23 protein-coding genes are annotated in these 22,224 nt (G+C 62.8%); 12 read left to right on the forward strand and 11 right to left on the reverse strand.

The window, feature by feature from the left end:
• Window positions 1-160 precede the first annotated feature (160 nt).
• Window positions 161-1,222 carry a porin gene (locus tag AC4LFW_RS12200; protein ID WP_491819297.1) on the forward strand — a complete coding sequence of 354 codons (1,062 nt, stop codon included), beginning with the start codon at window positions 161-163 and terminating at the stop codon, window positions 1,220-1,222.
• Between the two features lie 243 nt (window positions 1,223-1,465).
• Here AC4LFW_RS12200 and AC4LFW_RS12205 read toward each other — a convergent pair whose 3' ends face one another.
• The gene (locus AC4LFW_RS12205) at window positions 1,466-2,587 is read right to left on the reverse strand and encodes a beta-ketoacyl-ACP synthase III (protein WP_491819299.1); all 1,122 of its coding nucleotides are present in this window, start codon (window positions 2,585-2,587) and stop codon (window positions 1,466-1,468) included.
• 271 nt (window positions 2,588-2,858) lie between these two features.
• Between AC4LFW_RS12205 and AC4LFW_RS12210 the strand changes: the two genes are divergently transcribed.
• Window positions 2,859-3,389 carry a hypothetical protein gene (locus AC4LFW_RS12210; protein ID WP_491819300.1) on the forward strand — a complete coding sequence of 177 codons (531 nt, stop codon included), beginning with the start codon at window positions 2,859-2,861 and terminating at the stop codon, window positions 3,387-3,389.
• Between the two features lies 1 nt (window position 3,390).
• On the opposite strand, the gene AC4LFW_RS12215 is transcribed toward AC4LFW_RS12210, so the two are convergent.
• On the reverse strand, window positions 3,391-3,603 hold the full coding sequence (locus AC4LFW_RS12215; protein ID WP_491819302.1) for a DUF3820 family protein: 213 nt from the start codon (window positions 3,601-3,603) through the stop codon (window positions 3,391-3,393).
• Window positions 3,604-3,802: 199 nt separating this feature from the next.
• On the opposite strand from AC4LFW_RS12215, the gene AC4LFW_RS12220 reads away from it, so the two are divergent.
• The 4 genes from AC4LFW_RS12220 to AC4LFW_RS12235 all read left to right on the forward strand — a co-directional run bounded on the left by AC4LFW_RS12220 (window position 3,803) and on the right by AC4LFW_RS12235 (window position 7,756).
• The gene (locus AC4LFW_RS12220; RefSeq protein WP_491819304.1) at window positions 3,803-4,336 is read left to right on the forward strand and encodes an ankyrin repeat domain-containing protein; all 534 of its coding nucleotides are present in this window, start codon (window positions 3,803-3,805) and stop codon (window positions 4,334-4,336) included.
• A 126-nt stretch (window positions 4,337-4,462) separates the two neighbouring features.
• A complete protein-coding gene (locus tag AC4LFW_RS12225; RefSeq protein ID WP_491819306.1) occupies window positions 4,463-5,452 on the forward strand; it encodes an aldo/keto reductase in 990 nt (329 codons plus the stop codon).
• A 176-nt stretch (window positions 5,453-5,628) separates the two neighbouring features.
• Complete coding sequence (locus AC4LFW_RS12230) at window positions 5,629-6,360, forward strand: substrate-binding periplasmic protein (protein ID WP_491819308.1); 732 nt, start codon at window positions 5,629-5,631, stop codon at window positions 6,358-6,360.
• Window positions 6,361-6,532: 172 nt separating this feature from the next.
• Window positions 6,533-7,756 (forward strand): MFS transporter, encoded by a 1,224-nt coding sequence (locus AC4LFW_RS12235; RefSeq protein WP_491819310.1) that lies wholly within the window; start codon window positions 6,533-6,535, stop codon window positions 7,754-7,756.
• Between the two features lie 39 nt (window positions 7,757-7,795).
• Here AC4LFW_RS12235 and AC4LFW_RS12240 read toward each other — a convergent pair whose 3' ends face one another.
• Entirely contained in the window at window positions 7,796-8,818 is a 1,023-nt protein-coding gene (locus AC4LFW_RS12240; RefSeq protein ID WP_491819312.1) for a MerR family transcriptional regulator, read from the reverse strand.
• Window positions 8,819-9,104: 286 nt separating this feature from the next.
• Here AC4LFW_RS12240 and AC4LFW_RS12245 point away from each other — a divergent pair, with 286 nt between their 5' ends.
• Window positions 9,105-10,046 carry an alpha/beta hydrolase gene (locus AC4LFW_RS12245; RefSeq protein ID WP_491819313.1) on the forward strand — a complete coding sequence of 314 codons (942 nt, stop codon included), beginning with the start codon at window positions 9,105-9,107 and terminating at the stop codon, window positions 10,044-10,046.
• A gap of 30 nt (window positions 10,047-10,076) precedes the next feature.
• Here AC4LFW_RS12245 and AC4LFW_RS12250 read toward each other — a convergent pair whose 3' ends face one another.
• Window positions 10,077-10,979 carry an alpha/beta hydrolase family protein gene (locus AC4LFW_RS12250; protein WP_491819315.1) on the reverse strand — a complete coding sequence of 301 codons (903 nt, stop codon included), beginning with the start codon at window positions 10,977-10,979 and terminating at the stop codon, window positions 10,077-10,079.
• A gap of 263 nt (window positions 10,980-11,242) precedes the next feature.
• Between AC4LFW_RS12250 and AC4LFW_RS12255 the strand changes: the two genes are divergently transcribed.
• From AC4LFW_RS12255 to AC4LFW_RS12265, 3 genes are all read left to right on the forward strand, one after another.
• A complete protein-coding gene (locus tag AC4LFW_RS12255; protein WP_491819317.1) occupies window positions 11,243-11,671 on the forward strand; it encodes a response regulator in 429 nt (142 codons plus the stop codon).
• Between the two features lie 10 nt (window positions 11,672-11,681).
• On the forward strand, window positions 11,682-12,680 hold the full coding sequence (locus tag AC4LFW_RS12260) for a sensor histidine kinase (RefSeq protein ID WP_491819319.1): 999 nt from the start codon (window positions 11,682-11,684) through the stop codon (window positions 12,678-12,680).
• Window positions 12,681-12,938: 258 nt separating this feature from the next.
• Window positions 12,939-15,605 carry an ATP-binding protein gene (locus tag AC4LFW_RS12265; RefSeq protein WP_491819321.1) on the forward strand — a complete coding sequence of 889 codons (2,667 nt, stop codon included), beginning with the start codon at window positions 12,939-12,941 and terminating at the stop codon, window positions 15,603-15,605.
• A gap of 26 nt (window positions 15,606-15,631) precedes the next feature.
• Here AC4LFW_RS12265 and AC4LFW_RS12270 read toward each other — a convergent pair whose 3' ends face one another.
• The 4 genes from AC4LFW_RS12270 to AC4LFW_RS12285 all read right to left on the reverse strand — a co-directional run bounded on the left by AC4LFW_RS12270 (window position 15,632) and on the right by AC4LFW_RS12285 (window position 17,771).
• Window positions 15,632-16,645 (reverse strand): alpha/beta fold hydrolase, encoded by a 1,014-nt coding sequence (locus AC4LFW_RS12270; protein ID WP_491819323.1) that lies wholly within the window; start codon window positions 16,643-16,645, stop codon window positions 15,632-15,634.
• Window positions 16,646-16,846: 201 nt separating this feature from the next.
• Window positions 16,847-17,275 (reverse strand): 3-isopropylmalate dehydratase, encoded by a 429-nt coding sequence (locus tag AC4LFW_RS12275; RefSeq protein ID WP_491819325.1) that lies wholly within the window; start codon window positions 17,273-17,275, stop codon window positions 16,847-16,849.
• Window positions 17,276-17,361: 86 nt separating this feature from the next.
• Complete coding sequence (locus AC4LFW_RS12280; RefSeq protein WP_491819327.1) at window positions 17,362-17,583, reverse strand: hypothetical protein; 222 nt, start codon at window positions 17,581-17,583, stop codon at window positions 17,362-17,364.
• A 47-nt stretch (window positions 17,584-17,630) separates the two neighbouring features.
• A complete protein-coding gene (locus AC4LFW_RS12285; RefSeq protein ID WP_491819329.1) occupies window positions 17,631-17,771 on the reverse strand; it encodes a hypothetical protein in 141 nt (46 codons plus the stop codon).
• A gap of 201 nt (window positions 17,772-17,972) precedes the next feature.
• Here AC4LFW_RS12285 and AC4LFW_RS12290 point away from each other — a divergent pair, with 201 nt between their 5' ends.
• Together AC4LFW_RS12290 and AC4LFW_RS12295 are read left to right on the forward strand one after the other, a co-directional pair.
• Window positions 17,973-18,365 carry a hypothetical protein gene (locus AC4LFW_RS12290; protein WP_491819330.1) on the forward strand — a complete coding sequence of 131 codons (393 nt, stop codon included), beginning with the start codon at window positions 17,973-17,975 and terminating at the stop codon, window positions 18,363-18,365.
• A 126-nt stretch (window positions 18,366-18,491) separates the two neighbouring features.
• Window positions 18,492-19,757 (forward strand): DUF445 domain-containing protein, encoded by a 1,266-nt coding sequence (locus AC4LFW_RS12295; protein ID WP_491819332.1) that lies wholly within the window; start codon window positions 18,492-18,494, stop codon window positions 19,755-19,757.
• On the opposite strand, the gene AC4LFW_RS12300 is transcribed toward AC4LFW_RS12295, so the two are convergent.
• Genes AC4LFW_RS12300 through AC4LFW_RS12310 form a run of 3 tightly spaced genes read right to left on the reverse strand, consistent with a single transcriptional unit; the run spans window position 19,754 to window position 22,087 of the window.
• Window positions 19,754-20,413 carry an ABC transporter ATP-binding protein gene (locus tag AC4LFW_RS12300; protein WP_491819334.1) on the reverse strand — a complete coding sequence of 220 codons (660 nt, stop codon included), beginning with the start codon at window positions 20,411-20,413 and terminating at the stop codon, window positions 19,754-19,756. The two genes, AC4LFW_RS12295 and AC4LFW_RS12300, sit on opposite strands and share 4 nt — an antisense overlap.
• Window positions 20,406-21,167: an ABC transporter permease gene (locus AC4LFW_RS12305; protein WP_491819336.1), complete on the reverse strand. Its 762-nt coding sequence runs from the start codon at window positions 21,165-21,167 to the stop codon at window positions 20,406-20,408. Before AC4LFW_RS12305 ends, AC4LFW_RS12300 begins: the two co-directional genes overlap by 8 nt.
• Window positions 21,164-22,087 (reverse strand): ABC transporter substrate-binding protein, encoded by a 924-nt coding sequence (locus tag AC4LFW_RS12310; RefSeq protein ID WP_491819337.1) that lies wholly within the window; start codon window positions 22,085-22,087, stop codon window positions 21,164-21,166. The genes AC4LFW_RS12305 and AC4LFW_RS12310 overlap by 4 nt, the downstream gene beginning before the upstream one ends.
• Window positions 22,088-22,224 lie beyond the last annotated feature (137 nt).

A 22,224-nucleotide genomic window follows, 5' to 3' on the forward strand; every position in this document is an offset into this window, starting at 1 on the left:
ATAGCAAGAAGAAGATCTCACCCCTTCACCGTCATCAAATCGTCGTCAAATTAGCAAAAAGCTGTAACCACACCCCCTCATTCTGCCGACAGCCGCTTGGGGGGTTAGGACCCGGAGGCGGCGTAGCTACCAATCCGCGAACGCACAGAAAGGAAATATCATGCCACGCAAGCTTCTCCCCCTGACCCTCGCCATTGCCGCTGCAGTTGCGTTGCCGACCACCGCCAACGCCTATGAAATCATCGGCAAGCAGCTGGAGATCTACGGCAAAGCCCACGTGTCGGCGGATTTCGTGGACAACGATACCGACAGCGAACTGGCCATCGCCAGCAACTCCTCGCGTCTGGGCTTCAAAGGTGTCACCGAAATCAACCCGGATCTGAACGCTGTTTACCAGATCGAATCGAAGATCATCATTGACGAAGGCGGAGACAGCTTCGCTGGACGCAACACTTACGTTGGTCTCACCGGCGACTTCGGCCAGGTGCTGGTGGGCAACCAGGACACCCCCCTGAAGAACGTCCGCAACGCCTTTGACCTGTTCGGCGACACCGTGGGCGATGCGCGTAACATTGCCGACGAAGCCAACCGTCGCGCCAAGAACAGCATCCAGTATGTCAGCCCGAGCATGGGTGGTCTGGTTGCCAGCGCCATGTACGCCACGTCTTTCGAAGACTGGGAGACCGAAGACGGCGATATCGAAGATAACGATTACTCGCTGGCCAGCGTCGCGCTGGGTTACAGCATCGGCGACCTCGCCTTTAGCGCCGGTTACGAGAAGGCCGACGGTGATGATGAAGACACTGTTGACGCTGACGTTGTTGCGTACGAAAGCGATGCGTTCCGCCTTGCTGCCAGCTACGCCTTCGGACCTGTCAGCGTGGGCGCGATGTTCGACCGCTACGAAGAAGCCGACGCCGAGCGTGACGCCTGGGGCCTGAACACTGCATACAAGTTCGGCGCCAACACCTTGAAGCTGCAGTACATGACTACTGATGACTGGAGCGACACCGACGACACCGGCGCCAGCCAGGTGAGCCTCGGCCTGGACCACAAGCTGTCCAAGCAACTGACTGTTTACGGCGTTTACAACATGCTGAAGAACGATGACAACACCGCCGCCTATCGCATCAAGGGCGGCCACGACACGGATGTCTACCAGGTTGCTGCGGCTGGTGATGACATCAACGTGTTCTCGCTGGGCATGGTTTACAGCTTCTGATCGAGCTCCTCAATCGCTCTGCTCCACCTTCGCCCCGGCTATGCCGGGGCTTTTTATTGGAGGAGACAAGGGCTTCAAGCGAAGTCGTGCTTAACGTGTTTGCAAGCGGCTCGCTCCTTACAAACCGTGCGATCCGTTTGCAAGAACCCGCTTGCTAGCGAAGCAGCCGTCTGACGGCGAGAGGATGCGCTGCGGTGACAGTTGCGAAAGAAGCTGCTACCGGAATGCTGGCTGGCTTTGCGATCAGCGCTTGCGCAGGATCACGCTGCCAATCGAGTAACCTGCGCCAAACGAGCTGAGCACACCGAGGCTGCCCGCTGGCAGATCATCCTGATGCTTGTGGAAGGCAATCACCGAGCCTGCAGAGCTGGTGTTGGCATAGGTGTCGAGAATGACGGGCGCCTCTTCCGGGCTGGCATCGCGACCGAGCAGCTTGCGCACGATCAGGTGGTTCATGTTGAGGTTGGCCTGGTGCAGCCAGAAGCGCTTGACCTCGCCGACCTCAATGTCGTTTTCCTTCAGGTGCTCGCCGACCAGCTCAGCCACCATCGGGCAGACTTCCTTGAATACCTTGCGACCTTCCTGAACGAATAGCTTGTCCGGGTTGGTCATGTATTCCTCGGCAGTGCGATTGAGGAAGCCGAAGTTGTTGCGGATGTTGTTGGAGTATTCGGTCGCCAGCTTGGTGCTGACCACGTCCCACTGATACTGCGAAGTGGCCTGATCGGCGCGCTCGACAATGACGGCCGTGCAGGCGTCGCCGAAGATGAAATGGCTGTCCCGGTCACGGAAGTTCATATGCCCAGTGCAGATCTCCGGGTTGACCATCAGTACCGCGCGCGCCTGCCCCAGCTGAACCGAGTTCGCGGCGTTCTGGATACCAAAGGTCGCCGAGGAACAGGCGACGTTCATGTCGAAGCCAAAGCCCTTGATCCCCAGCGCCGCTTGCACTTCGATGGCGACTGCCGGGTAGGCGCGTTGCAGATTGGAGCAGGCGACGATCACACCGTCGATGTCAGCTGCGGTTTTGCCGGCGCGTTCAAGCGCTTGCTGAGCGGCCTTGACTGACATTTCGCAGAGGATCGACCACTGCTCATTGCTGCGTTCGGGAATGCGCGGGACCATGCGATCCGGATCGAGGATGCCGGCTTTATCGGTAACGAAGCGGCTCTTGATGCCGGATGCTTTTTCGATGAACGCGGAGCTGGATTCCGGCATCGGCTGAACTTCACCCGCTTCGATTGCCGCGGCGTTCTCATCGTTGAAACGGCGCGAGTAGGTGTTGAAAGACTCAACCAGCTCGTCGTTGGAAATGCTCTGGGCAGGGGTGTGAAGGCCGGTACCGCTGATGACGACGTTATGCACAGTCGTTCCTCTCGAATATTGGCTGATCATAGTCGGGCGCCGGAACAGGAGCGAAGCCGGCCAGCGCCGATGCGATCGTTCATGCCGCGTCTGTTTATATGGCGGCTATTGTGCACGAAAACTGAACAGAATCTGCAGCTCAGCGCGTAAAAGCAGCCAAAGGTTATCGAGGCACGACGATGAACATCGCTGACCATCCAAAGCCAGCAGGCAGGCCCTGGAAAGGCTTTCGGTTATCCTTGCACTCCCCGCACCGCAGGAATATTTCCCGATGAAAGACCCACTTGCCGAACTGATCCGCCTGATCAGTTCGGGCTGCATGAGCGACGACGAGATCAACCGGCTGGCTGACGAAGCGGCTCAAGCCTATGCCGCCCCCCAGGCCTTTCTGCAGGCAAACCCGGACATCATCTACGACGATGACTTCCCCATCCCACTGGGCGAATGGATGATCGTTGGCAGCCTGCCGGATACCGTGCTGTTCCAGGCCGATGACTACCAGGCGCTGTTCGAGCAGATTGTCGGTTCCTTCGGCCCGGACGTGAATTTCATCCTCAAGCCCAAACAATTGGCCAAGACCGAGCCATTGAAGGCGCTCAACCGCATCCAGACCCAGCTCAGCAGCCTTTACCCGGAAAAAGGCGGTTACGTGCTGGTGGACTTCAGCGAGCCACTGGACGATGAGTTGCAGGCCGTACTCGTCTATACCTGCGACATCGAGCGGGTCATGGCCCTGGCAGTAGAAGTGGGTATCTACGCCGCGCCCGCGCTAGCGGCGCTACAGGCCCAAAGCCAGGCGTGAATCAGCGGCGGCGCAATGGCTCGAGCAGCGACGACAGACCGTTGTGGTCGATCTCCTGCATGAGCGCCAGCAGCTGCCCGAGATCCCCGGGCGGAAAACCGACCCGGGCGAACCAGTTCAGGTAGTTGCCCGGAAGATCCGCGATCAGCCAGCCCTTGTATTTGCCGTAGGGCATCGTCTGGGTCACCAGGCGTTCGAGGTCTTCAGGTTTCATTGCGCTGCGTCAGGGCTGGATGGGCAGCAAATACTGCCATAGCCCACCCTGACGTTGCAGTCCATCCCACCGGCGCCATCGCACATTCGTCAGGCCTATCGGTCGGATAGAAACGCAGTTGCCGGAGCAAAGGCATCGCTTTGGCAGAATGAGGACGCTTGGCGCCGCTGCGCCAATCCTGACACCGAGGACCAGAGAGATGATGGATCAACCTAACTCCAAGCCCGAACTGGACGACGCCGCATTGGCATTTGCCGAACAGGTGTTCGAAAGCACGCGCAAAGGCGATGCTGCCCGGCTGGCCGACCTGCTCGGCCGCGGTCTTCCGGCCAACATTCGCAATCACAATGGCGACAGTCTGCTGATGCTCGCCAGCTACCACGGCCACCTGGACGCCTCCAGGGTGCTGCTAGAGAACGGCGCCGACCCACGGTTGCCCAACGACAAGGGCCAGACCCCGCTGGCCGGCGCCGCCTTCAAGGGCAATCTGCAGATGGTCCGACTGCTGCTCGATCACGGTGCTGACGTCGAGAGCGCTTCGCCCGACGGCAAGACCGCCCTGATGATGGCCGCGATGTTCAACCGCAGCGAGATTGTCGCGCTGCTGCTGGAACGCGGAGCCGATCCCAGCCGCGCCGACATCAATGGCGTGACCGCCCTGGCGGCCGCTCGAACCATGGGCGCACAAGACACACCGAAGCTCATAGATGAGGCCCTGGCCGCACGTAACTGAACCCGTTAGTGATGCGACTCACTGCTTCCAGCGCGGATAGTTGCCGCACACCTCCCGGCGGGTGCGGTCTGTTATCACTACCCAGCCCACTCGACGGCTGGCGGACATGACAGATAAGGAGCACCTATGACCATCGAAACGTTATCGATCGACGGCATCGCGACGCCCGTCTCGCGCATCGGCCTTGGTACCTGGGCGATCGGCGGCTGGATGTGGGGCGGCGCGGATGACGACCGCTCCGTCACTACCATTCGCAGTGCCCTGGAGCGCGGTATCAACCTGATAGACACCGCGCCGGTGTACGGTTTCGGTCACTCCGAAGAGGTCGTCGGCAAGGCCCTTGAAGGCGTGCGCGACCAGGCCGTGATCGCCACCAAGGTCGCCCTGGACTGGAGCGAAGGCGGCCCGCGGCGCAATTCGACGCCTGCTCGTATCCGTCAGGAAATCGAAGACTCGCTGCGTCGGCTGCGCACCGACCGTATCGACCTGTATCAGGTCCATTGGCCCGACCCGCTGGTGCCCATCGAAGAGACCGCCGCCGAGCTGGAAAAACTGCGCCAGGAGGGCAAGATCCTGGCTATCGGCGTCAGCAACTATTCAACCGAGCAGATGGATGCGTTTCGCAAGGCTGCACCGCTGGCCAGCGTGCAACCGCCTTACAACCTGTTCGAACGGGCCATCGAAGCCGACGTGCTGCCCTATGCCCGCAAAAATGACCTTGTGGTCCTAGGTTATGGTGCGCTCTGCCGGGGCCTCCTTTCCGGTCGCATGAACAGCTCCACCACGTTCGATGGCGACGATTTGCGCAAATCCGACCCCAAGTTCCAGGCGCCGCGTTTCGAGCAGTACCTCTCTGCGGTGGAGGCGTTGAAAGCGCTGGCTCAGGAACGCCATGGCAAATCCGTGCTGGCGCTGGCGATCCGCTGGGTACTGGACCAGGGGCCGACCATCGCGCTCTGGGGCGCCCGCAGGCCCGACCAGCTGGACGGGATCGAGGACGCCTTCGGCTGGTCCCTGAGCCCAGAGGACCTGAAGGACATCGATGCACTCCTCGCCGAGCACATCACCGATCCGGTGGGTCCGGAATTCATGGCGCCGCCCACCCGCAAAGCCTGACGGCGCGGTCTGGCCTGGAGCGAAGGTCCGCTGCAGGCCAGCACTGGCCGCAACCTGGCGCGCATTATTCATGCAATGAATGGACACAAGCGGAGCGTTATCGTAATAATCCGCCCCTTCGTGAACATGGATCACCCCCCTCCGGGTTGGTCACCGACGAAGGATCCGCTCCAGCCGTGCATGCATTGTCCTTTGCCGTATCCCTCCTGTTTCTGGGCTCGGTCGTGTCGGCGGCAGATCGCCCGCTGCGATTCTCGATAAGCGACAGCTCGACCATGCCCATGGTCCGCCAGGAAGACGGACGCGCAACTGGCGGGGTTCTCTACGACCTACACCTGCGCATCGCCGAAAAGCTAGGCCGAGAAGCCGACCAACTGGTGATGTCGAGAACGCGCATCCAACCGCTTCTGGCCGAAGGCGTCGTCGACGTCAGCTGCTACATGAATCCGGCCTGGCTGGCGGTCGATCATGCAAGCTATCGCTGGAGCGTTCCGTTCATGACCCAAAGCAGCCTTCTGGTGGCTCGGCGTGATACGCCACCGACCGCCCTGACGAGTCTCAAGGGCGAGCGGATCGGTACGGTGCTCGGCTTCAACTACCCCGACGTGGATGCATCCTTTCGAGACGGCACCTTGATCCGTGATGACGCCCGCACCGAGAACCAGGTACTGGCCAAGGTCGCAGCCGGGCGCGATCGCTATGCCCTGAGTACACAGGTGGCGCTGGACTGGTTCAATCGGAACCAGCCAGCCGAGCGCAAGCTGCAGGCTATCGGCCAGCTGTCCGAGTTCTCCATCCACTGCCTGGTCCGCGATGAACCCGATGTGCCTGCCCGCGAGATTCTCGACGTCATGCAACGCATGCAACAGGCCGGAGAGTTCGACGCCATCCTGGCCAACTACAGGTAACGCACTTCTTTCACCGCGGACCTCGGTCCTGAGCCTGTCGGCCGGCATCCGCGGCCGGTGCAGCACGAACTTCGAGATCCCGCTGCTGCCTATTCAATCTCCTGATTCGCTAGCCACAGCGCACGTGACGCCTGTGGTCCTGTCCGCATTCGAACCATCTCTTGAGGCACCGATGACTCCAACCAACGCTACCGGCAAGCCGATGCTCTCGGCGCGCGCCATATTGCTGATCGAACTGGCGCTGGCCATGGGCGGGTTCGCCATTGGTACGGGCGAGTTCGCCATCATGGGGCTGATGCCGAACGTGGCCCAGGGGCTGGGGATCAGCGAACCGCAGGTGGGCCATGTGATCAGCACCTATGCGCTTGGCGTGGTAGTGGGCGCGCCACTGCTGGCGATTCTTGGTTCACGGATGTTCCGCCGGCACCTGCTATTGCTGCTGATGACCTTTTTTGCGCTGGGCAATTTCGCCAGCGCCGTGGCACCGGACTATCACACGCTGATGCTGTTCCGCTTCATCGCCGGCCTGCCCCACGGTGCCTATTTCGGCGTGGCGATGCTGGTGGCCGCCTCGATGGTGGCCCCGGATCAACGGGCCAAGGCAGTCAGCCGCGTATTGGCGGGCCTGACCATCGCGATGCTGATCGGCAACCCGACGGCGACCTGGCTTGGACAATGGCTCAGCTGGCGCTGGGCGTTCGGTCTGGTGGGAATGATTGCCCTGCTGACGGTGGTGCTGGTGGCGATTTTCCTGCCGCTGGACCGCAGCGAGCCGCGCAACGACCCGATGCGCGAGCTGCGCGACTTCAACCGCAAGCCGGTGTGGCTGGCGCTGGCCATCAGCTCCATTGGTTTCGCAGGCATGTTCTGCGTATTCAGCTACCTGGCACCGACCCTGCTGGAGGTCACCGGCGTGGGTGAGAACTGGATACCGGTGGGCCTGGCCGCCTTCGGCCTGGGTGGCATCGTCGGCAACATCTTTGGCGGCTGGCTGTTCGACAAGCTGGGGTTCAAGGCAGTCGCCTGGCTGTTGCTGTGGAGCATCCTGGTCCTGCTGATGTTCCCGCTCGCAGCACACTCGCTGTGGACGATTCTTCCGGCTGCCTTTGCAGTAGGCACTATGGTGTCGCTCGGCCCGCCCCTGCAGACCCACCTGATGGACGTGGCCGGCGAGGCCCAGACGCTTGGCGCCGCGTCCAACCATTCAGCCTTTAACGTCGCTAACGCTCTGGGTCCATGGCTTGGCGGATTGGCAATCAGTGCAGGTCTTGGCTGGACCTCGACCGGCTACATCGGAGCCGCTACCGGCGCCATTGGCCTACTGGTGTTCTGGTGGGCGTGGACCGCAAGCGGTGGCAGCGAAGACACCAGAGGCGCTGCCGCCGCCTGCGATTGAGTTGAAGGCCTTACCGAGCGGAAGGCACGAAACGAATGGTCATCCTGTTAGCGCATCGACAGCCCGGCCGAGATAGCGCAACAGGTTGTCGTCTACCCAGGTGCCCTCCATCAAGCCGGGCTCCTGCTGGTTGGCCTGACGAATGCGCTGCTGCGTCTGCGGATCGTCCCCGGCATAGGCGCGAAACAGCGCCAACCAACGTCGGGCCAGCTGCCGCACCGTGTCGTCATCAGGTGCCAAGCCCTCCCGTTGAGCCCAGCGTAACTGGGCGATCAACCTGGGCCACTCACGCATGCTCGTCAGGTAATGCTTACGCATAAAGGCGAATGCGTCGGCATCCAGGTATCGTTGGTAGATGGCCAGTTTGCTCTCGGCAAATGCCTGCAGCACGTAATCGCTGACCTCACGGCTGATTCCGGTTTGCTGTTGCATGGCCGGTTCGCTTAGATGCATGGCGTCTAGCTTGGCCAACAGCGCGGGGTCGGCCGCAGTGTCACGTTCCAGCTGCAACATCCAGCGCCGCGCCAGGTCTCGCGCCTGCGGTTCCAGTGGGCTCACATCTTCGTGCATCAGCCGTGCCGCCTCTTCTGCCAGCCCGGCCCAGCAGGCATCGCTGACAGCGTTGCGGTTATAGAACGGCAACTGCCGCAATTCATCTTCGGAAAAATACTTCTCATACATGCTCATCAACTCCAGTGCTTCCAGCCAGTCGGCAAGCGCCGGCTCCTGTCCCGCAACGCATTGCTGATGCAACTGCGCCAGCCGCTCGCGCAGCCTGACCTGCCGTGCGATCTGCTGGTCGAGCAAGCTCAACTGCTGCTCGATCACGGTGGCAACCGATCGACCCTGCCGGTCGAGAATCGCCCCGACTTCCGCCAGCGAAACGCCCAGGCTTCGCAGTGCCTGGATCTGCTGCAAACGCGCTACATCGTTGCGGTTGTACAGCCGATAGCCAGCGTCGGAGCGCGCGGACGGTCGCAACAGTCCGATGTCGTGGTAGTGATGCAATGTCCTGACGGTCAAGCCACAGCGTCGAGCCAATTCACCTACTTTTAACTGCATCGCAAAGCGCTCCCCGTCCTTACGAGAGTGATGGTCGAGCCTCACGCAACGTGAGGGTCAAGGGTGATCGAGATAAACTTCGTCGCTTTTCTCAGTGTCGAGTGTCAGCGCGACGACCAGCGCCTTTCCGTTTCCCTGCAATATATTCTGAACGCCCGCTCATCGAGACGACATGCCGACACAACGCAACGCTGCAATCTGTAGTAATGACTTGCCGTCGCTAGTTGCTTGCGTGCATTGCCAGCTGATCGCTCAATGTCGATTTCAGAGGAGACGCCCGAGCCGCATGCCGAAACTGCCTTTCTTCCGCACCAAAGCCCGTACCTTTGCTTCGCTGCTTGTCGTCGCGTTGCTTGCCGTTCTGCCGGTGGGTTGTTCGATGCTCGAGCAGAAGGAGCGTGAACTGGTCTTTCGCATCGAGCCCGGTACCGCCAGCTGGTATCGCGGCTTGCCAGATGGCGTGGAAGAACTGGAGCTGAGCACGCCGGCGTTCGGCGACAGCCAGAACATCCACGCCTGGTGGTGGCCCGCTGACGAGCCAAATGCACCGGCCATCCTTTACCTCCACGGCTCGCGCTGGAACCTGACCGGCCACCTGTTCCGGCTGGAACAGGTACGTTCGCTGGGTTTTTCGGTGCTGGCGATCGATTATCGCGGCTTCGGCCAGAGTCTCGGCGAACTGCCGTCCGAAGCCACGGTATACGAAGATGCCCGAATCGCCTGGGACCGGCTGAAGGTCCTTCAGCCTGATGTGCGGAAACGGCTGATCTACGGCCATTCGCTGGGCGGCGCCGTGGCGGTGGACCTGGCTGCCGAACTGGGCCGGGAAGCCGAGCGCCGGGGCGAGGCACGGCAGGCGCGTGCGCTGATCGTCGAATCCACCTTCACCAGCCTCGCTGACATTGCCACCGAAGTGGCCGATACCTCATGGCCGGTTCGCTGGCTGGTGTCGCAGAAGTTCGATTCGATCGACAAGATCGATCAGGTCGGCATGCCGCTGCTGCTTGTCCATGGCACAGCTGATCAATACGTACCCGCGCGCTTCAGCGAAGAACTCTTTGCCGCCGCTCAGCAACCCAAGCAGCTGCTGCTGATCGAAGGCGGCAACCACAACAACGCCATGCGCGTCGGCCGCCGCGCCTATGCCGAAGCCATCCGCGAGCTGTTGAATCCACCGGACGAGGTCAGTCACGAAACGTTGCGCGAAACAGGTGTCGGTCGCAGTTAGGCAGCACGCTCCAGCTTTTGCATCACCTGGTCACACCATTTCAGACTCGGCCGGCTGCGCCTCGGTTGACCAGGGATTGCGACCCCTCTCGATCCACGCCAGGCTCGCCTGCCAGAAGCCATCGCGGTGGCGTTCGCGGAACAGGTCGAAGTGGCCGACCTCCTCCATGCCCAGCGTTGCAGGGCTGAGCCGAACCTGCTGAATGGCGGCATTGCTGTAGTAGGACAACCCACGGGCGATGGCTGCCGGGGTGCCGTATTCGTCGTCCGTGACGCTTACGGCCAGGATCGGTGCCTGAATGGCAGCGAAGCGACGGAGCACTTCGTCGCGCTCGTGCCTGGGATAGCTGTGCTCCAGCCGCGCCCGACGAAACGCCCATTCCCAGGCCACACCAGCCGGCAGATCCTCCAGCCACCCCAGCCGGCGGCCCGGAAAGTAGCCGCACAGGGCAGTCACGGCGGGCATGAAAAGATGCCATTTGACGAACATCCGCCAGCGCTGTTCGGCGGCATAGTCACGCCAATAGGCGAACTGAGCCCCGACACTGAGAAAACGATCGATTTCGGTCGCGGACGCGGCGAATCCGGGAAGGAAGCCACCGATGCTGTGCCCGACCGCAACCAGCAGCCCGGTCGGATCACGTTGACGCATCCAGCGAACCGCCGCATCGAAATCCAGATCGCCCCAGTCCCTCCAGCTGAATTTTGCGCCGCGCAAGCTGGCCGGACGCGAGCCGCCGATGCCGCGATAGTCATAGGTCAGCACCGCATAGCCCTGCTCGCGCAGAAAGCTGGCATATCGCGCGTAATACCGAGCCTGCACACCCGTGGCGCTGCTGACGATCACCGAGCCAAGCTCCTGGCCGGGCGGCAGCCAGAGGTGTCCCGCGAGGGTGTAGCCGTCTTGACAAGGCAGGATTACATGCTCGGACATAAGCGGCGCCCAGGGAGTCGGGGATTCAGACAACCTTGCCTGCGGACGCGCCGTTTGGCCAGCCTAAGGGCAACGCACGGCGCGGCTGCGCCTCGTCGCCCTGGAGCGATCCAAGTCACCTCGCACGCATCGCTCGTGCCGGGCATGACGCCTGGAACCGTCCAGGCGCGCTGTCCTTCGAGCCATAAGCGATGCAGCCAACTGCTACACTGCGCCGCCTGGCGCCAGCCTTTCTGGCGCCGCCATCCCTCAAGTTGAATGCCATGCGTATCCTGCTAGTAGAAGACGATCCCATCCTCGCTCTCATTGCGGCCTCGACACTGGAGGAAGAGGGCCACCAGATCATCGGCCCGGCCTACAGTCACGAGCAGGCACTGGCTCTTGCCGCAGACGGGCACGCGGACGTAGCGCTGGTCGACATCAACCTTGCCGGGCACGACGAAGGCGTAATGCTTGCCCGTGAGCTGCTTGGCAGACTTGGCATTGCATCGGTTTTTGTCAGCGGCCAACTCGAAGCGGCGCGCACCAACGCCGATGCCGCGCTAGGCTTGTTGCGCAAACCTTATGAGCCCGGCGACCTTGCGCGCTGCGTGGCGATCGCCCAGGCCATGCTTGGCGGTGCTGCACAGCTGCCGATGCCAATGCCGGCCTCGCTTGAACTCTTTTCGCCTGGTGCTGCCGGGAAATGCTGAGGGGTAGACCATGAACCCAACGGAAAGCCTTGCGACCGAGCGAGGGGACGGCATGGGCGAGCAGGAGTTTCGTGAGCTGGCCGACAACGCGCCGGTCATGATCTGGCGCTCAGGTACCGACAAGCTGTGTGACTGGTTCAACAAGCCCTGGCTGGATTTCTCCGGTCGGACACAGGCCGAACTGTTCGGCTACGGCTGGGCGGAGGATGTCCACCCCGACGATTACGATCGTTGCGTCGCCATCTACACCGACGCCTTCGACGCCCGCGAATCCTTCACCATGCCCTACCGTTTACGTCGCCATGATGGCGCCTACCGCTGGTTTCTGGACAACGGTGCGCCGTTCTACCGGAACGGAGAGTTCGCCGGCTATTTCGGCAGCTGCATCGACATCACCGAACAGCGCGACCTGGAAGAACACCAGCGTGTGCTGCTGGCAGAGCTCAACCATCGCGTGAAGAACAACCTGCAGCTGATCATCGCGTTCCTGCAGTTGTCGAAAACCCGCGCCAGTGGCGATGAGGCCAAGACCCTGTTGCAGGGCGCCATCAGCCGTGTCCACGGCGTCGGTGTGGTGCAGAACGAGCTGCACAGATACAGCAGCGGCACGGTCGATCTGGCCGAATATCTGCCCAATCTGGCGCGCAACGTACTGAGCATCGAGAGTGGCGAAAGCGCGACGCTGGTAGCGGAATCCCAGTCGGTCAAGGTGCCCTTCCGGGTTGCCTCCAACCTCGGTTTGATCGTCAACGAACTGGTAATAAATGCCATCAAGCACGGCGGCGCCGACCGGGTGCTGCTGAGGGTAGGACCAACCGGCCCCGGCACAGCCGAGTTCTCGATCGCTGACACGGGCCGCGGGTTCAGCGAGGAAGAGCTGAGCAGTGAGCGAGCGCGCGGCGGTGCAAAAGGCATGCAGCTGATCGACGCCCTGGCGCGCAGCAGCAGCGCCACTGTCAGCCGGAGCAACCGGGACGGTGCGGTGGTCTGCGTCAGCTTTCCCTGTTGAACAGCCCGCGCAGGCTGGCTGCGTTTCGGTTGCCAGCCGACAGAAACCTCGATGCCCGGGCATACCCTTCTCGTCGCGCCGGTCAGGCTCCGAGCGGCGACCTGCCGTAGCGACTCGCGAAGCAGGGTCTGGCCACCCTGTTTCCAGCTGCATGGGAAACTGTTGACCGGGCGCAGCGCTCATATCTTGAGCAGAACATCACCCGCGCATCGCCGGCTTAGGCCAAGGCCCTGGCTTGGCGTCGTGCGGAATCAGAAAATGCAGCCAGTCGCCCGCAAGGCCAAGGAACCTGTGACCAACGTCGAAGCCGAACAGCTCATATGCCATGCCCGGTCCCTTCAGGACGAAGTCGAACGGCTGCGCGCCGAGCTCGCCCAGGCCAGGGGTGACACGACAGGGCTCGAGCAGCCAGCTGTCAGCGCAGCGTTGCCTAGCCAGGATACAAACAGGCTCAGCCAGTCAGCCAGCGACCATTGCTACCGCACGCTGCTGGGCACCATCGATACGGGCTTCTGCGTCGTCCAGTTGCGCTTCGATGACGCCGGCCGGGCCGTGGACTACCGCATCGTCGAGGGCAATCCGGCATTCGAACGGATGACCGGGCTGTACAACTCCGCGGGCAAATGGGTCAGTGAAATCGCGCCGGGGCTAGAGCGGCACTGGTTCGATACCTATGGCCGCGTGGCCCTTACCGGCACTGCCGAGCGCTTCGAGAATGCAGCGGTTTCACTGGGTTGCTGGTACGACGTGCAGGCCCTGCGCATCGGCGACCCCGGGGATCGCCTGGTGGCTATCCTGTTCAACGACATTTCCCAGCGGCGCCAGGCGGAGCTGGCGCTGGCCCGGAGCGAGGCTCACTGGCGCGGTCTGTTCGAAAACCTCAGCGAAGGCTTCGTACTTGGCGAAGTGATCCGTGACGAACAGGGCAAGGTCGTCGACCTGCGCTATCTGGACGTGAATGCAGCCTGGGGTCGGACCGTGGAGCTCAACCCCGACCTGGCACGGCAACGCACCTACCGGCAGCTCTTCAACGACAACGACTGCTGGATCGACGAAACGGCCGCGGTGGTCGATAGCGGCATTCCGGCATCCTTCACCCGTCAGATTGGCACCGCCGGACGCTGGTATGAAGGCCGCACCCACCGGTTCGAGCGTGACAGATTCGCCACCCTGTTCCGCGAGGTGACGGACAGCCACGTTGCAGAAACACGGCGCAGCGGCCTGCTGGAACTGAGCGACCGTCTGCGCGACATGCAGGACATCGATCAGATCGCCTCCAGCACAGCGGAAATTCTCGGCAGGACCCTGCTTGCCTGTCGCGCCGGATACGGCGTGATCGAGGCGGACAGCCAGACCCTGATGGTCAATGGCGACTGGACAACACCGGGTACCGTCAGCGTCGCCGGCCGCCACCACCTGCCCAGTTACGGCAGCTACCTCGATGAGCTGCTGCGCGGCGACACGGTCAGCATCAGCGATACCCAAACGGACCCACGCACCCGTGACACAGCCGCTACGCTTGGCAAGTTCGGCGTGCGCGCGCTCATCAACGTGCCGATCATCGAACAAGGCCGGACCGTTGCACTGATCTTCGTAAACGCCTCAATGCCGCGCGAGTGGACCGCCGAAGAAGCGGCGTTCGCCCGTGAAGTTGCCGAGCGCACCCGAGGAGCCATCGAACGGCGCCGGGCCGAGCAGGATTTGCGCTCACTGAACGCCAGGCTGGAAAGCCTGATTGCCGAACGCACCGCGGATCTCGCCGAGTCCGAGCATCGCCTGCGCCAATCGCAGAAGATGGAAGCGGTGGGCCAGCTCACCGGCGGCCTGGCGCACGACTTCAACAATCTGCTCTCGGGCATCACCGGCAGCCTGGAGCTGCTGCAACTGCGCCTGCGTCAGGGCCGTTTCGATGGGCTGGACCGCTATATCGACGCGGCACAGAGCTCGTCCAAGCGGGCGGCCGCGCTGACCCACCGGTTGCTGGCCTTCTCGCGTCGCCAGACGCTGGCACCGCGGCCAACCGATATCAACCAGCTGGTGATGAGCATGGAAGACCTGGTTAGACGCACCGTAGGGCCGGCGATCGAGCTGCGAATCCAGGCAATCGGCCATATCTGGCCAACCCTGGTCGACCCGAATCAGTTGGAGAACGCCCTGCTCAACCTGTGCATCAACGCCCGCGATGCGATGCCCGCCGGGGGCAGGCTGACGGTCGAAACCGCCAACCTGGAGCTGGATCAGCTCAAGGCCAGGTCCCTTGACGTGCCGACCGGCGCCTACGTTTGCCTGAGCGTTTCGGATAACGGGATCGGCATGGCACCTGGCGTGGTTGCCAAGGCGTTCGACCCCTTCTTCACCACCAAACCCATTGGCTCCGGCACCGGGCTTGGTCTGTCGATGATCTACGGATTTGCCCGTCAGACAGGGGGGCAGGTGGAGATCGAGTCCCGGGAAGGCGAAGGTACCCGGGTCAGCCTGTTCCTGCCGCGCCATCCGGGCGACGCCGAGCAGCCGGCACCCCAGCCTCAACTGAGCGAAGCACCCCGTGCCAAGGCCGGTGAGACGGTGCTGGTAGTGGACGACGAACCGACCATCCGCATGCTGGTCAGTGAGGTACTGCACGATCTCGGCTATCACGCCCTCGAAGCCGCGGACGGGCCCTCGGGCCTGGAGGTGTTGCAGTCCGATGCACGCATCGACCTGCTGGTCAGCGACGTAGGCTTGCCTGGCGGCATGAATGGCAGGCAGATGGCCGATGCTGCGCGCCTCGCGCGTCCGGAGCTCAAGGTGCTGTTTATCACCGGCTATGCCGATAGCAGCATCCTCGGTGACGGGCAGCTTGAAGCGAACATGCACATGATGACCAAACCCTTCGTACTCGATGAGCTGGCCGTGCGCATTCAGGAGTTGATCCGCGAGGGCTGAACGCGCACTACCGCTATCAGGCCCGTTCAGCGCGCCTTGTCGAGCCCGCGCAGCAACGCCTTGTGAAAGACTTCTGGCGCCTCGACCTGCGGTGAATGCCCCAGCTCGGGGAACGGCACCAGCGTCGCATCGGGGATCATCGATGCGGCATGCCGGCCCAGCTCGGGGTAGTTGCCCAGGCGCTGCGCGACCTCTTCCGGCGCCCGGTTCGCCCCCGGCGCGGTGCGGTCCTTGCCACCTATGAGCAGGAGGGTGGGCACGCTCATCTGGTCGAACTCATGGATCACCGGCTGGGTGAAGACCATGTCGGAGGTCTGCGCCTGGTTCCAGGCGACGATTTCCTTGCCCTCTCCGGCATACATTCCGGCGAGCATCTCCACCCAGCGGTCATAACGCGGCTCCCAGCTGCCGTTGTAGTAGAACTTCCGCTGATAGGCCTTGATCTTCTCGAAGTCGGTCTGCAGTTCGTTCTCGTAGAGCGCTTCGATAGGCGCATAAGGGACGCCTTTCGCTTGCCAGTCTTCAAGACCAATGGGGTTGACCAGCACCAGCTGCTCGACCATTTCCGGGTAGTTGAGCGCAAACCGCGAGGCCAGCATGCCACCCATGGAGTGGCCGATCACCGTGGCTTGCTCGATGTCCAGCGACTGCAGCAGCGCCCGGGTGTTGTGCGCCAGCTGCGCGAAGCTGAACTGGTATCCCTCGGGTTTGCTGGAGCTGCAGAAGCCGATCTGATCAGGCGCAATCACCCGATAGCCGTTCTGCGAAAGCACCGCGATGCTCTCCTCCCAGGTCGCCGCGCAGAAATTCTTGCCATGCATCAGCACGACCGTTCGCCCATTGGCCTTTCCCGCCGGGGCCACGTCCATGTAGCCCATGGTCAATGGCTGGCGCTGCGAGGAAAACTCGAAGCGCTCGATCCGATGGGGGTAGCTGAACCCTTCGAGGTGCGGTCCGTAGCCTGCTTGCTCGTCGGCATGCACTGTCGGGATCAGGGCGAGCCCGGCAACAAAGGACAGGGAAGACATCGCTCTTTTCACTCATCGACTCCTTGCAAAGACGGCCGCTCGACCGCGTTGGCGTATGGTCGTTGTGCAGGCCGCGGCAGGGGCCGCAGGGGTCAAGCACAACGATCGGCCTATCTGGGAGCGGCAAACCGAACCGAGGGTTCGGCCGGGCTGGTGCAGGAATGTTTCTTGGTGATACCGCCTCACGCCTGGGACTGAACCGCCGCACCGGCCTTACTTGGTGTCGACCTGGTTGATGTCGAAGCCGACACGGTTGTCGCTGCTGATACGGAACTCCAACGTCTCGCCCGGTTCGACCCGTGCGGCCTTTTCCCGTAGCAGGCCGCCCTTGCCGCAGAGTGTGTCGTCCTCGGGATCTGACTGGATACTGACGATGCGCATGCCAGCAGGGACCTGCAACCGCACCTGCTCGCCGACATGGATGCGTGCGGCGAGCCTGCGGTCAACCATCACAGCCACATAGCACCCGCCGCCGCGCAAGCCGAAGTCACGGGTGACAACCAGCTCGCCACCATTGGCAACAGGGGTCTGGTAGCCGCGCAAGCGCTCCTCGGGAACCGCCGTGATGTCCTCCGGATCAGCCTGCCAGGACGAACAGCCAGCCAGGGCCAGTAACGGGATGAGGACAAAGACCATGCGCATGGGGACTCTCCGGTCAGATAGGCGAAGCGGTGATGGTATGACAGCTTTGTTCGCTCGCCGTACGGAAAAGATGCGCTGATCCGATTCTAACGGGTCGACACCGGATGGCTGCTGCCCGGATAAGGCCGCTCTTCTTCAAGGCTGCCGTCACGCCGGTAGACCTCGACCGAAGCGGTCTTGCCGGCCATGAGCTTGTCCAGTTCGGTAAACATCTCGTCCTTGGTCAGGGTACGCAGCAGCGTTTCCTTCGATTGCGGATCGGTCAGCTCCCAGCCCATCGGGGTTGGGTTCACGTGGTATTGGTCCATGATGCCTCCAGTTTCAGGCGCAACATCCGTTGCACCCGAGGGTTGATCTAGCCGCGGCTGTCGATCTCGGTATCGTCGAAGTCAGGGTCTTCTCCCGGCTCCTTCTCGCCGGCATCGGTCATGGTGATATCGGGCGAATCTTCTGCTGGCTTGTCCTGCTCATCCCGGGTCTGCTTGTCTTCGCTCATGGCTACCTCGTTGCAATGGTGCGATAGGGTCTATCCGTTGGAGCCACAGCGGCGCGAAGGCGTTCGCCTGTGCGATTGCCGGCGGTCCGATCAGCCTGGCTCGACGCAAAGAATCCGCTGCGCCGCTCAAGTTGCGATTGCAGCAACTCCTGGACTCCACCACACTGCCGGCAATCCCACCTGTGACCGGAGCCGCCTGCCATGCCTGCAACCCAGAACCCTTCGCGTGACCGTATCCTGGCCGACCCGGATGCGCTGAGCTGCACCATCTACCGCGCTCACGAAACCGATCCGGACGGCGAGGAGCGGGACATGGGCGATGCCCGCGTCATCATCACCGGTCAGTTCGAGCCGCCGCAGGAGTGGGACGCCAAGGCGCGCGCCGACTATTTCGACGGGATGCCGGAAAACGCCTTCTTCACTGCCGTATTCGCCAGCGAACCCGGTTCCGACTCCAAGGGATTCTTTACCGTGGAAGCCGACGATTATGCCGCCGTCACCGAACTGGACGGCTCGATCAGCATGTTCTACGTCTGCGAACAGCTGGACGATGGCAGCTATGTCCTGCTGCGCGAGGAAGACGACGAGGAATAAGCCGCACGCCAGCGTCATACGAACCCACGCCCTCCCAATCGGGTCTGTCCTGTATAGGCAGACCCGTTGGCTCATCCCCGGATACATCTGAGCGCCACCCACCGCCGCATACAAAAGAGGAAGCCCATGAGCCCTCTGCATCGCCTCTGGCAAAACCCGGTTTCGCGCATGAAGCTGGTCGCCACTCTTCTCCTGTTGCTCGCCGCCCTGCTCTACGTCATCGCGACCGCCATGGAGCCTCGCCACGCGGCATGGGGTTATCTTGCCTCCTTTGCCGAAGCCGCCATGGTTGGCGCCATCGCCGACTGGTTCGCGGTCACCGCCCTGTTCCGCCACCCGCTGGGCCTGCCGATCCCGCATACGGCGATCATTCCACGCAGCAAGGCACGCATCGGGCGGAACCTCTCGACATTCATCACCACCCATTTTCTGTCCACGCCGCTGGTGCTGGCCAAGCTGGAAGCCCTGGATATCGGCGGTCGCCTGGCCAGTTGGCTGCGTCATCCGGCAAATGCCGAAGCCGTAGGTAAGCAGCTCACCGGCATGGCGCGCTTTGGCGTGGAGTCGTTGCATGACGAGCGTGTGCAGGGGTTCGTCCAGGCCAAGCTGGTCAAGCGTGCGCGCAAGGTCGATCTCGCACCGGTCTGCGGCCAGGTGCTCGAAATGCTTACGCGCCAGGGCAAGCACCAGGCGATGCTCGACGAGGCGCTGAGCAAGATCGACGCCCTGCTGCAGGACGACGACACCCGCGCACTGGTCGCCGATGCCATCACCGCCGAGGTGCGCACCCTGCGCTATCTGGGCCTGGGCAAGGCGGTCGGCGGCTGGTCGGCGAACAAGTTCGTAGACGGCGTTTCTGCCGTCATTGCCGAGATCGCAGGTGACCCTGAACATCCCCTGCGCGAGCGCTTCGACGAGCACGTCGCCGAATACATCGACCGTCTCAAGCATGACCCGGCCTACCGGCTGGAGGTCGAGCGCATCGTCGCTCAGCTGCTGGAACATCCGGCAACCACCGACTATCTGCGGACGCTCTGGCGCGAGCTGACCGAATGGCTGGAAGCGGATCTGGAGAGCCCGGATTCGCGCATCGGCAAACGGATCGTGGGCCTGACCCGAGGCCTGGGCGATTCGCTGGCGGCCGACACACAGATGCGCACCTGGATCAATGAGCAACTGCTGGCCGCCGCGCCGGGGATGCTCGATCGCTATCGCGGCCAGATAGGCAAGTACATTGCCCAGCGTGTGGAAAACTGGGAAAGCCGCGAACTGGTGGAGCAGATGGAACAGAGCGTCGGCAAGGACCTGCAGTACATCCGTATCAACGGCACGCTGGTAGGCGGGCTGGTCGGGCTGCTGTTGCACGCCCTGACTCAACTGGCGGTCGGCTAGGCCTTGAGCGAGCGCAACGCCTCGCTGACCTGGCTGGCGCTGGCGGCAACGGTCAGTGGCCGATCCCAGCGCAAGGTCGCGGGCCGGCCGCTCATGTACCAGAGACGATTGGCCAACTCATCGGCGTCGCGTGCGTCATGGGTCACGCAGATCATCGCCATTCCGGGCTGGGCATCCAGCAACCGGATGATGAGTCCGCGCAGCTCGGCAGCACGATCCGGGTCCAGCGAGGCAAAGGGCTCGTCTAGCAACAGCAGATCCGGCCGGATAGCCAGGCTGCGGACCAGCGCCGCTCGACGCGCCATGCCCAGCGAGAGCTGGTCTGGCAGACGGTCACCGGCGCCGTCCAGCCCCACCTCGCTCAACAGACGATCAATGTCTGCAGGAGAGGCACCGACCAACGCCAGGTTCTGCCGTACCGTGCGCCAGGGCAGCAAGCGATGCTCCTGGAACAGATAGCCAACGCGCACTCCCGCTCGCGAGTGGACCGCGGAGCGCAAGCGGGGATCGAGCCCGGCAATGGCATTGAGCAGTGTCGTCTTGCCGATGCCGGAGGGGCCCAACAGGCATATCCGGTCCCCGGCCTGCACCTGCACATCAATGGCACCCAGCACCGCATGCCCCACTGCCGCGCCGTCGATCCGTAACTCAAGCATGCTGCAGGCCCGCCTCGCGCCAGCCTGAGGCGCGTCGTTCCAGCGGCTGCAGCAGCGCCAGTTCGATCACCTGCACCACGGCAATGAATGCCAGGCTGTAGGCCAGGATGCTCGCCACATCGAAGACCTGAAACGCCATGTGCAGCTGGAAGCCGACGCCATCGGAGCGGCCCAGCAATTCGACCACCAGGACGATTTTCCAGATCAGCGCCAGGCCTCCGCGGGTGGCCGCCATCAGATAGGGGAACAGCTGCGGCAGCCAGACGTCCACCATTCGCTGCCAAGGGTTGAAGCCGTAGACCTGCGCCATCTGCTCCAGCTTTGGATCGAGGCTGCGCGCACCTTCGCGTATGGTCACCGCCACGTTCGGTACCTTGTTGATCACCACGGCCAGCACGGCGGCGGCTTCGACGAGGCCGAACCAGACATAGAGCAGGATGATGATGACCAGCGCCGGCAGGTTGAGAAAAAGCACCAGCAGCGGGTCGAGCACTGCGTTGGCGAGCCGCGAGCGCCCCATCCATACGCCCAGCAGCGCCCCCAGTAGCATCGCCAGGGCAAAACTGATCAGCACGCGGCGCAAGGTGACCCACAGATGGTGCGGCAGGTCACCGCTCTGTACGGCGAGCCAGAACGTGCGAGCCACCTCAGCCGGTGAAGGCAGCAGCGGCGTTTCCACTGTCATTGCAATGACGGCCCACACCACGATCAACAGCGGCAGCGCAACCCAGCAGGCATAGCGCGAGCCGGTCATGGTTCGCTCTTGAACAGCGCCGCGGGCATCAGCTTTTCCGGCTCGGCACCCGTCAGCACCAATAGCCGTTGCAGCGCAGCGATACGCGACTCGTCCAGCGGTTGCGGAATGCCTTCGACGAAGCTGTCATGCAGCGCGGCGAACACAGAGTCATTCTCGGCACGCATCAGCGGCCGGATCTCCTGCCAGTGATCGGGCTGGCTCGCCAGTTCTTCCTTGTTCTCGCGCAACGCACGGGAGAAGCGCTGCAAGAGATCGTCGTGCTCACTGGCCCAGGCTTGCGGGAACAGATAACCAAGCACGGGCAGATCGGGATCGAGCCCCAGCGCGCCGACCAGTTCGGCCAGACCGAACGCGCTGTGCACCCCTCCTTCACCACGCAGGCGTGCCGAGAAATGCCAGAAGGTCAGCAGCGCATCCACCTGGCCGCGCCGCAGCGCCTGGCTGAGCAGGGGCGGCGCCGCGTACTGCACCGTCGCCTCACGCGCCAGATCGATTCCCTGCCCCGCCGCCACCTGCTGCAACAGTTGCCAGCCAAGCCCGTCCGGCCCTCCGGCAACACCGATGCGCTTGCCGCGCAGGTCGGCCAGGGTACGAACAGGGCTGCCGTCGTTTACCAGCACTTCGCCGATCTGCGAAGAAAACGGCAGGTAGTGATAAGCCGTCCCGGCCTCATAGCGCGCCTGTGCCCAGAGCAAATCGCTCACCGCGCCATCCACGCTGCCACTGCTCAGTGCCAGACGTGATGCGGGCAGATCAGCCACCAAGCGCACCTCAAGCTCGAAACCGTTGGCCTTGTCCAGCCCGTGACGCTTGAGATGGTCGAGCTCCCAGTGCGGCGTGCCGAACTGCAATACGCTGAGGGTCAGTACCGGAAGCGGTTGCGCCTCGCCCTGCGCCTGCACAAACAGCGGGGCCATCACGAGCAGAACTGCACGCCCGCATCGAAGCGCAGCGAGGCATGCGCGAGCGAAAGACAGGGTGAGGAACAGCGGAGCAGGCTTCATGCCCGCAGGGTACGAAGCCTCAGATTCACCACGAATAGTACTTTGGTGCC

This window comes from Stutzerimonas sp. C6.4V, assembly GCF_058536345.1.

What these genes read in the sequence shown, in the direction of transcription:
- AC4LFW_RS12200 (WP_491819297.1), top strand. Translation starts at nt 161, where the DNA reads ATGCCACGCAAGCTTCTCCCCCTGACCCTCGCCATTGCCGCTGCAGTT.
- AC4LFW_RS12210 (WP_491819300.1), top strand. Translation starts at nt 2,859, where the DNA reads ATGAAAGACCCACTTGCCGAACTGATCCGCCTGATCAGTTCGGGCTGC.
- AC4LFW_RS12215 (WP_491819302.1), bottom strand. Translation starts at nt 3,603, where the DNA reads ATGAAACCTGAAGACCTCGAACGCCTGGTGACCCAGACGATGCCCTAC.
- AC4LFW_RS12220 (WP_491819304.1), top strand. Translation starts at nt 3,803, where the DNA reads ATGATGGATCAACCTAACTCCAAGCCCGAACTGGACGACGCCGCATTG.
- AC4LFW_RS12225 (WP_491819306.1), top strand. Translation starts at nt 4,463, where the DNA reads ATGACCATCGAAACGTTATCGATCGACGGCATCGCGACGCCCGTCTCG.
- AC4LFW_RS12235 (WP_491819310.1), top strand. Translation starts at nt 6,533, where the DNA reads ATGACTCCAACCAACGCTACCGGCAAGCCGATGCTCTCGGCGCGCGCC.
- AC4LFW_RS12240 (WP_491819312.1), bottom strand. Translation starts at nt 8,818, where the DNA reads ATGCAGTTAAAAGTAGGTGAATTGGCTCGACGCTGTGGCTTGACCGTC.
- AC4LFW_RS12245 (WP_491819313.1), top strand. Translation starts at nt 9,105, where the DNA reads ATGCCGAAACTGCCTTTCTTCCGCACCAAAGCCCGTACCTTTGCTTCG.
- AC4LFW_RS12250 (WP_491819315.1), bottom strand. Translation starts at nt 10,979, where the DNA reads ATGTCCGAGCATGTAATCCTGCCTTGTCAAGACGGCTACACCCTCGCG.
- AC4LFW_RS12255 (WP_491819317.1), top strand. Translation starts at nt 11,243, where the DNA reads ATGCGTATCCTGCTAGTAGAAGACGATCCCATCCTCGCTCTCATTGCG.
- AC4LFW_RS12260 (WP_491819319.1), top strand. Translation starts at nt 11,682, where the DNA reads ATGAACCCAACGGAAAGCCTTGCGACCGAGCGAGGGGACGGCATGGGC.
- AC4LFW_RS12265 (WP_491819321.1), top strand. Translation starts at nt 12,939, where the DNA reads ATGCAGCCAGTCGCCCGCAAGGCCAAGGAACCTGTGACCAACGTCGAA.
- AC4LFW_RS12275 (WP_491819325.1), bottom strand. Translation starts at nt 17,275, where the DNA reads ATGCGCATGGTCTTTGTCCTCATCCCGTTACTGGCCCTGGCTGGCTGT.
- AC4LFW_RS12280 (WP_491819327.1), bottom strand. Translation starts at nt 17,583, where the DNA reads ATGGACCAATACCACGTGAACCCAACCCCGATGGGCTGGGAGCTGACC.
- AC4LFW_RS12285 (WP_491819329.1), bottom strand. Translation starts at nt 17,771, where the DNA reads ATGAGCGAAGACAAGCAGACCCGGGATGAGCAGGACAAGCCAGCAGAA.
- AC4LFW_RS12290 (WP_491819330.1), top strand. Translation starts at nt 17,973, where the DNA reads ATGCCTGCAACCCAGAACCCTTCGCGTGACCGTATCCTGGCCGACCCG.
- AC4LFW_RS12295 (WP_491819332.1), top strand. Translation starts at nt 18,492, where the DNA reads ATGAGCCCTCTGCATCGCCTCTGGCAAAACCCGGTTTCGCGCATGAAG.
- AC4LFW_RS12300 (WP_491819334.1), bottom strand. Translation starts at nt 20,413, where the DNA reads ATGCTTGAGTTACGGATCGACGGCGCGGCAGTGGGGCATGCGGTGCTG.
- AC4LFW_RS12305 (WP_491819336.1), bottom strand. Translation starts at nt 21,167, where the DNA reads ATGACCGGCTCGCGCTATGCCTGCTGGGTTGCGCTGCCGCTGTTGATC.
- AC4LFW_RS12310 (WP_491819337.1), bottom strand. Translation starts at nt 22,087, where the DNA reads ATGGCCCCGCTGTTTGTGCAGGCGCAGGGCGAGGCGCAACCGCTTCCG.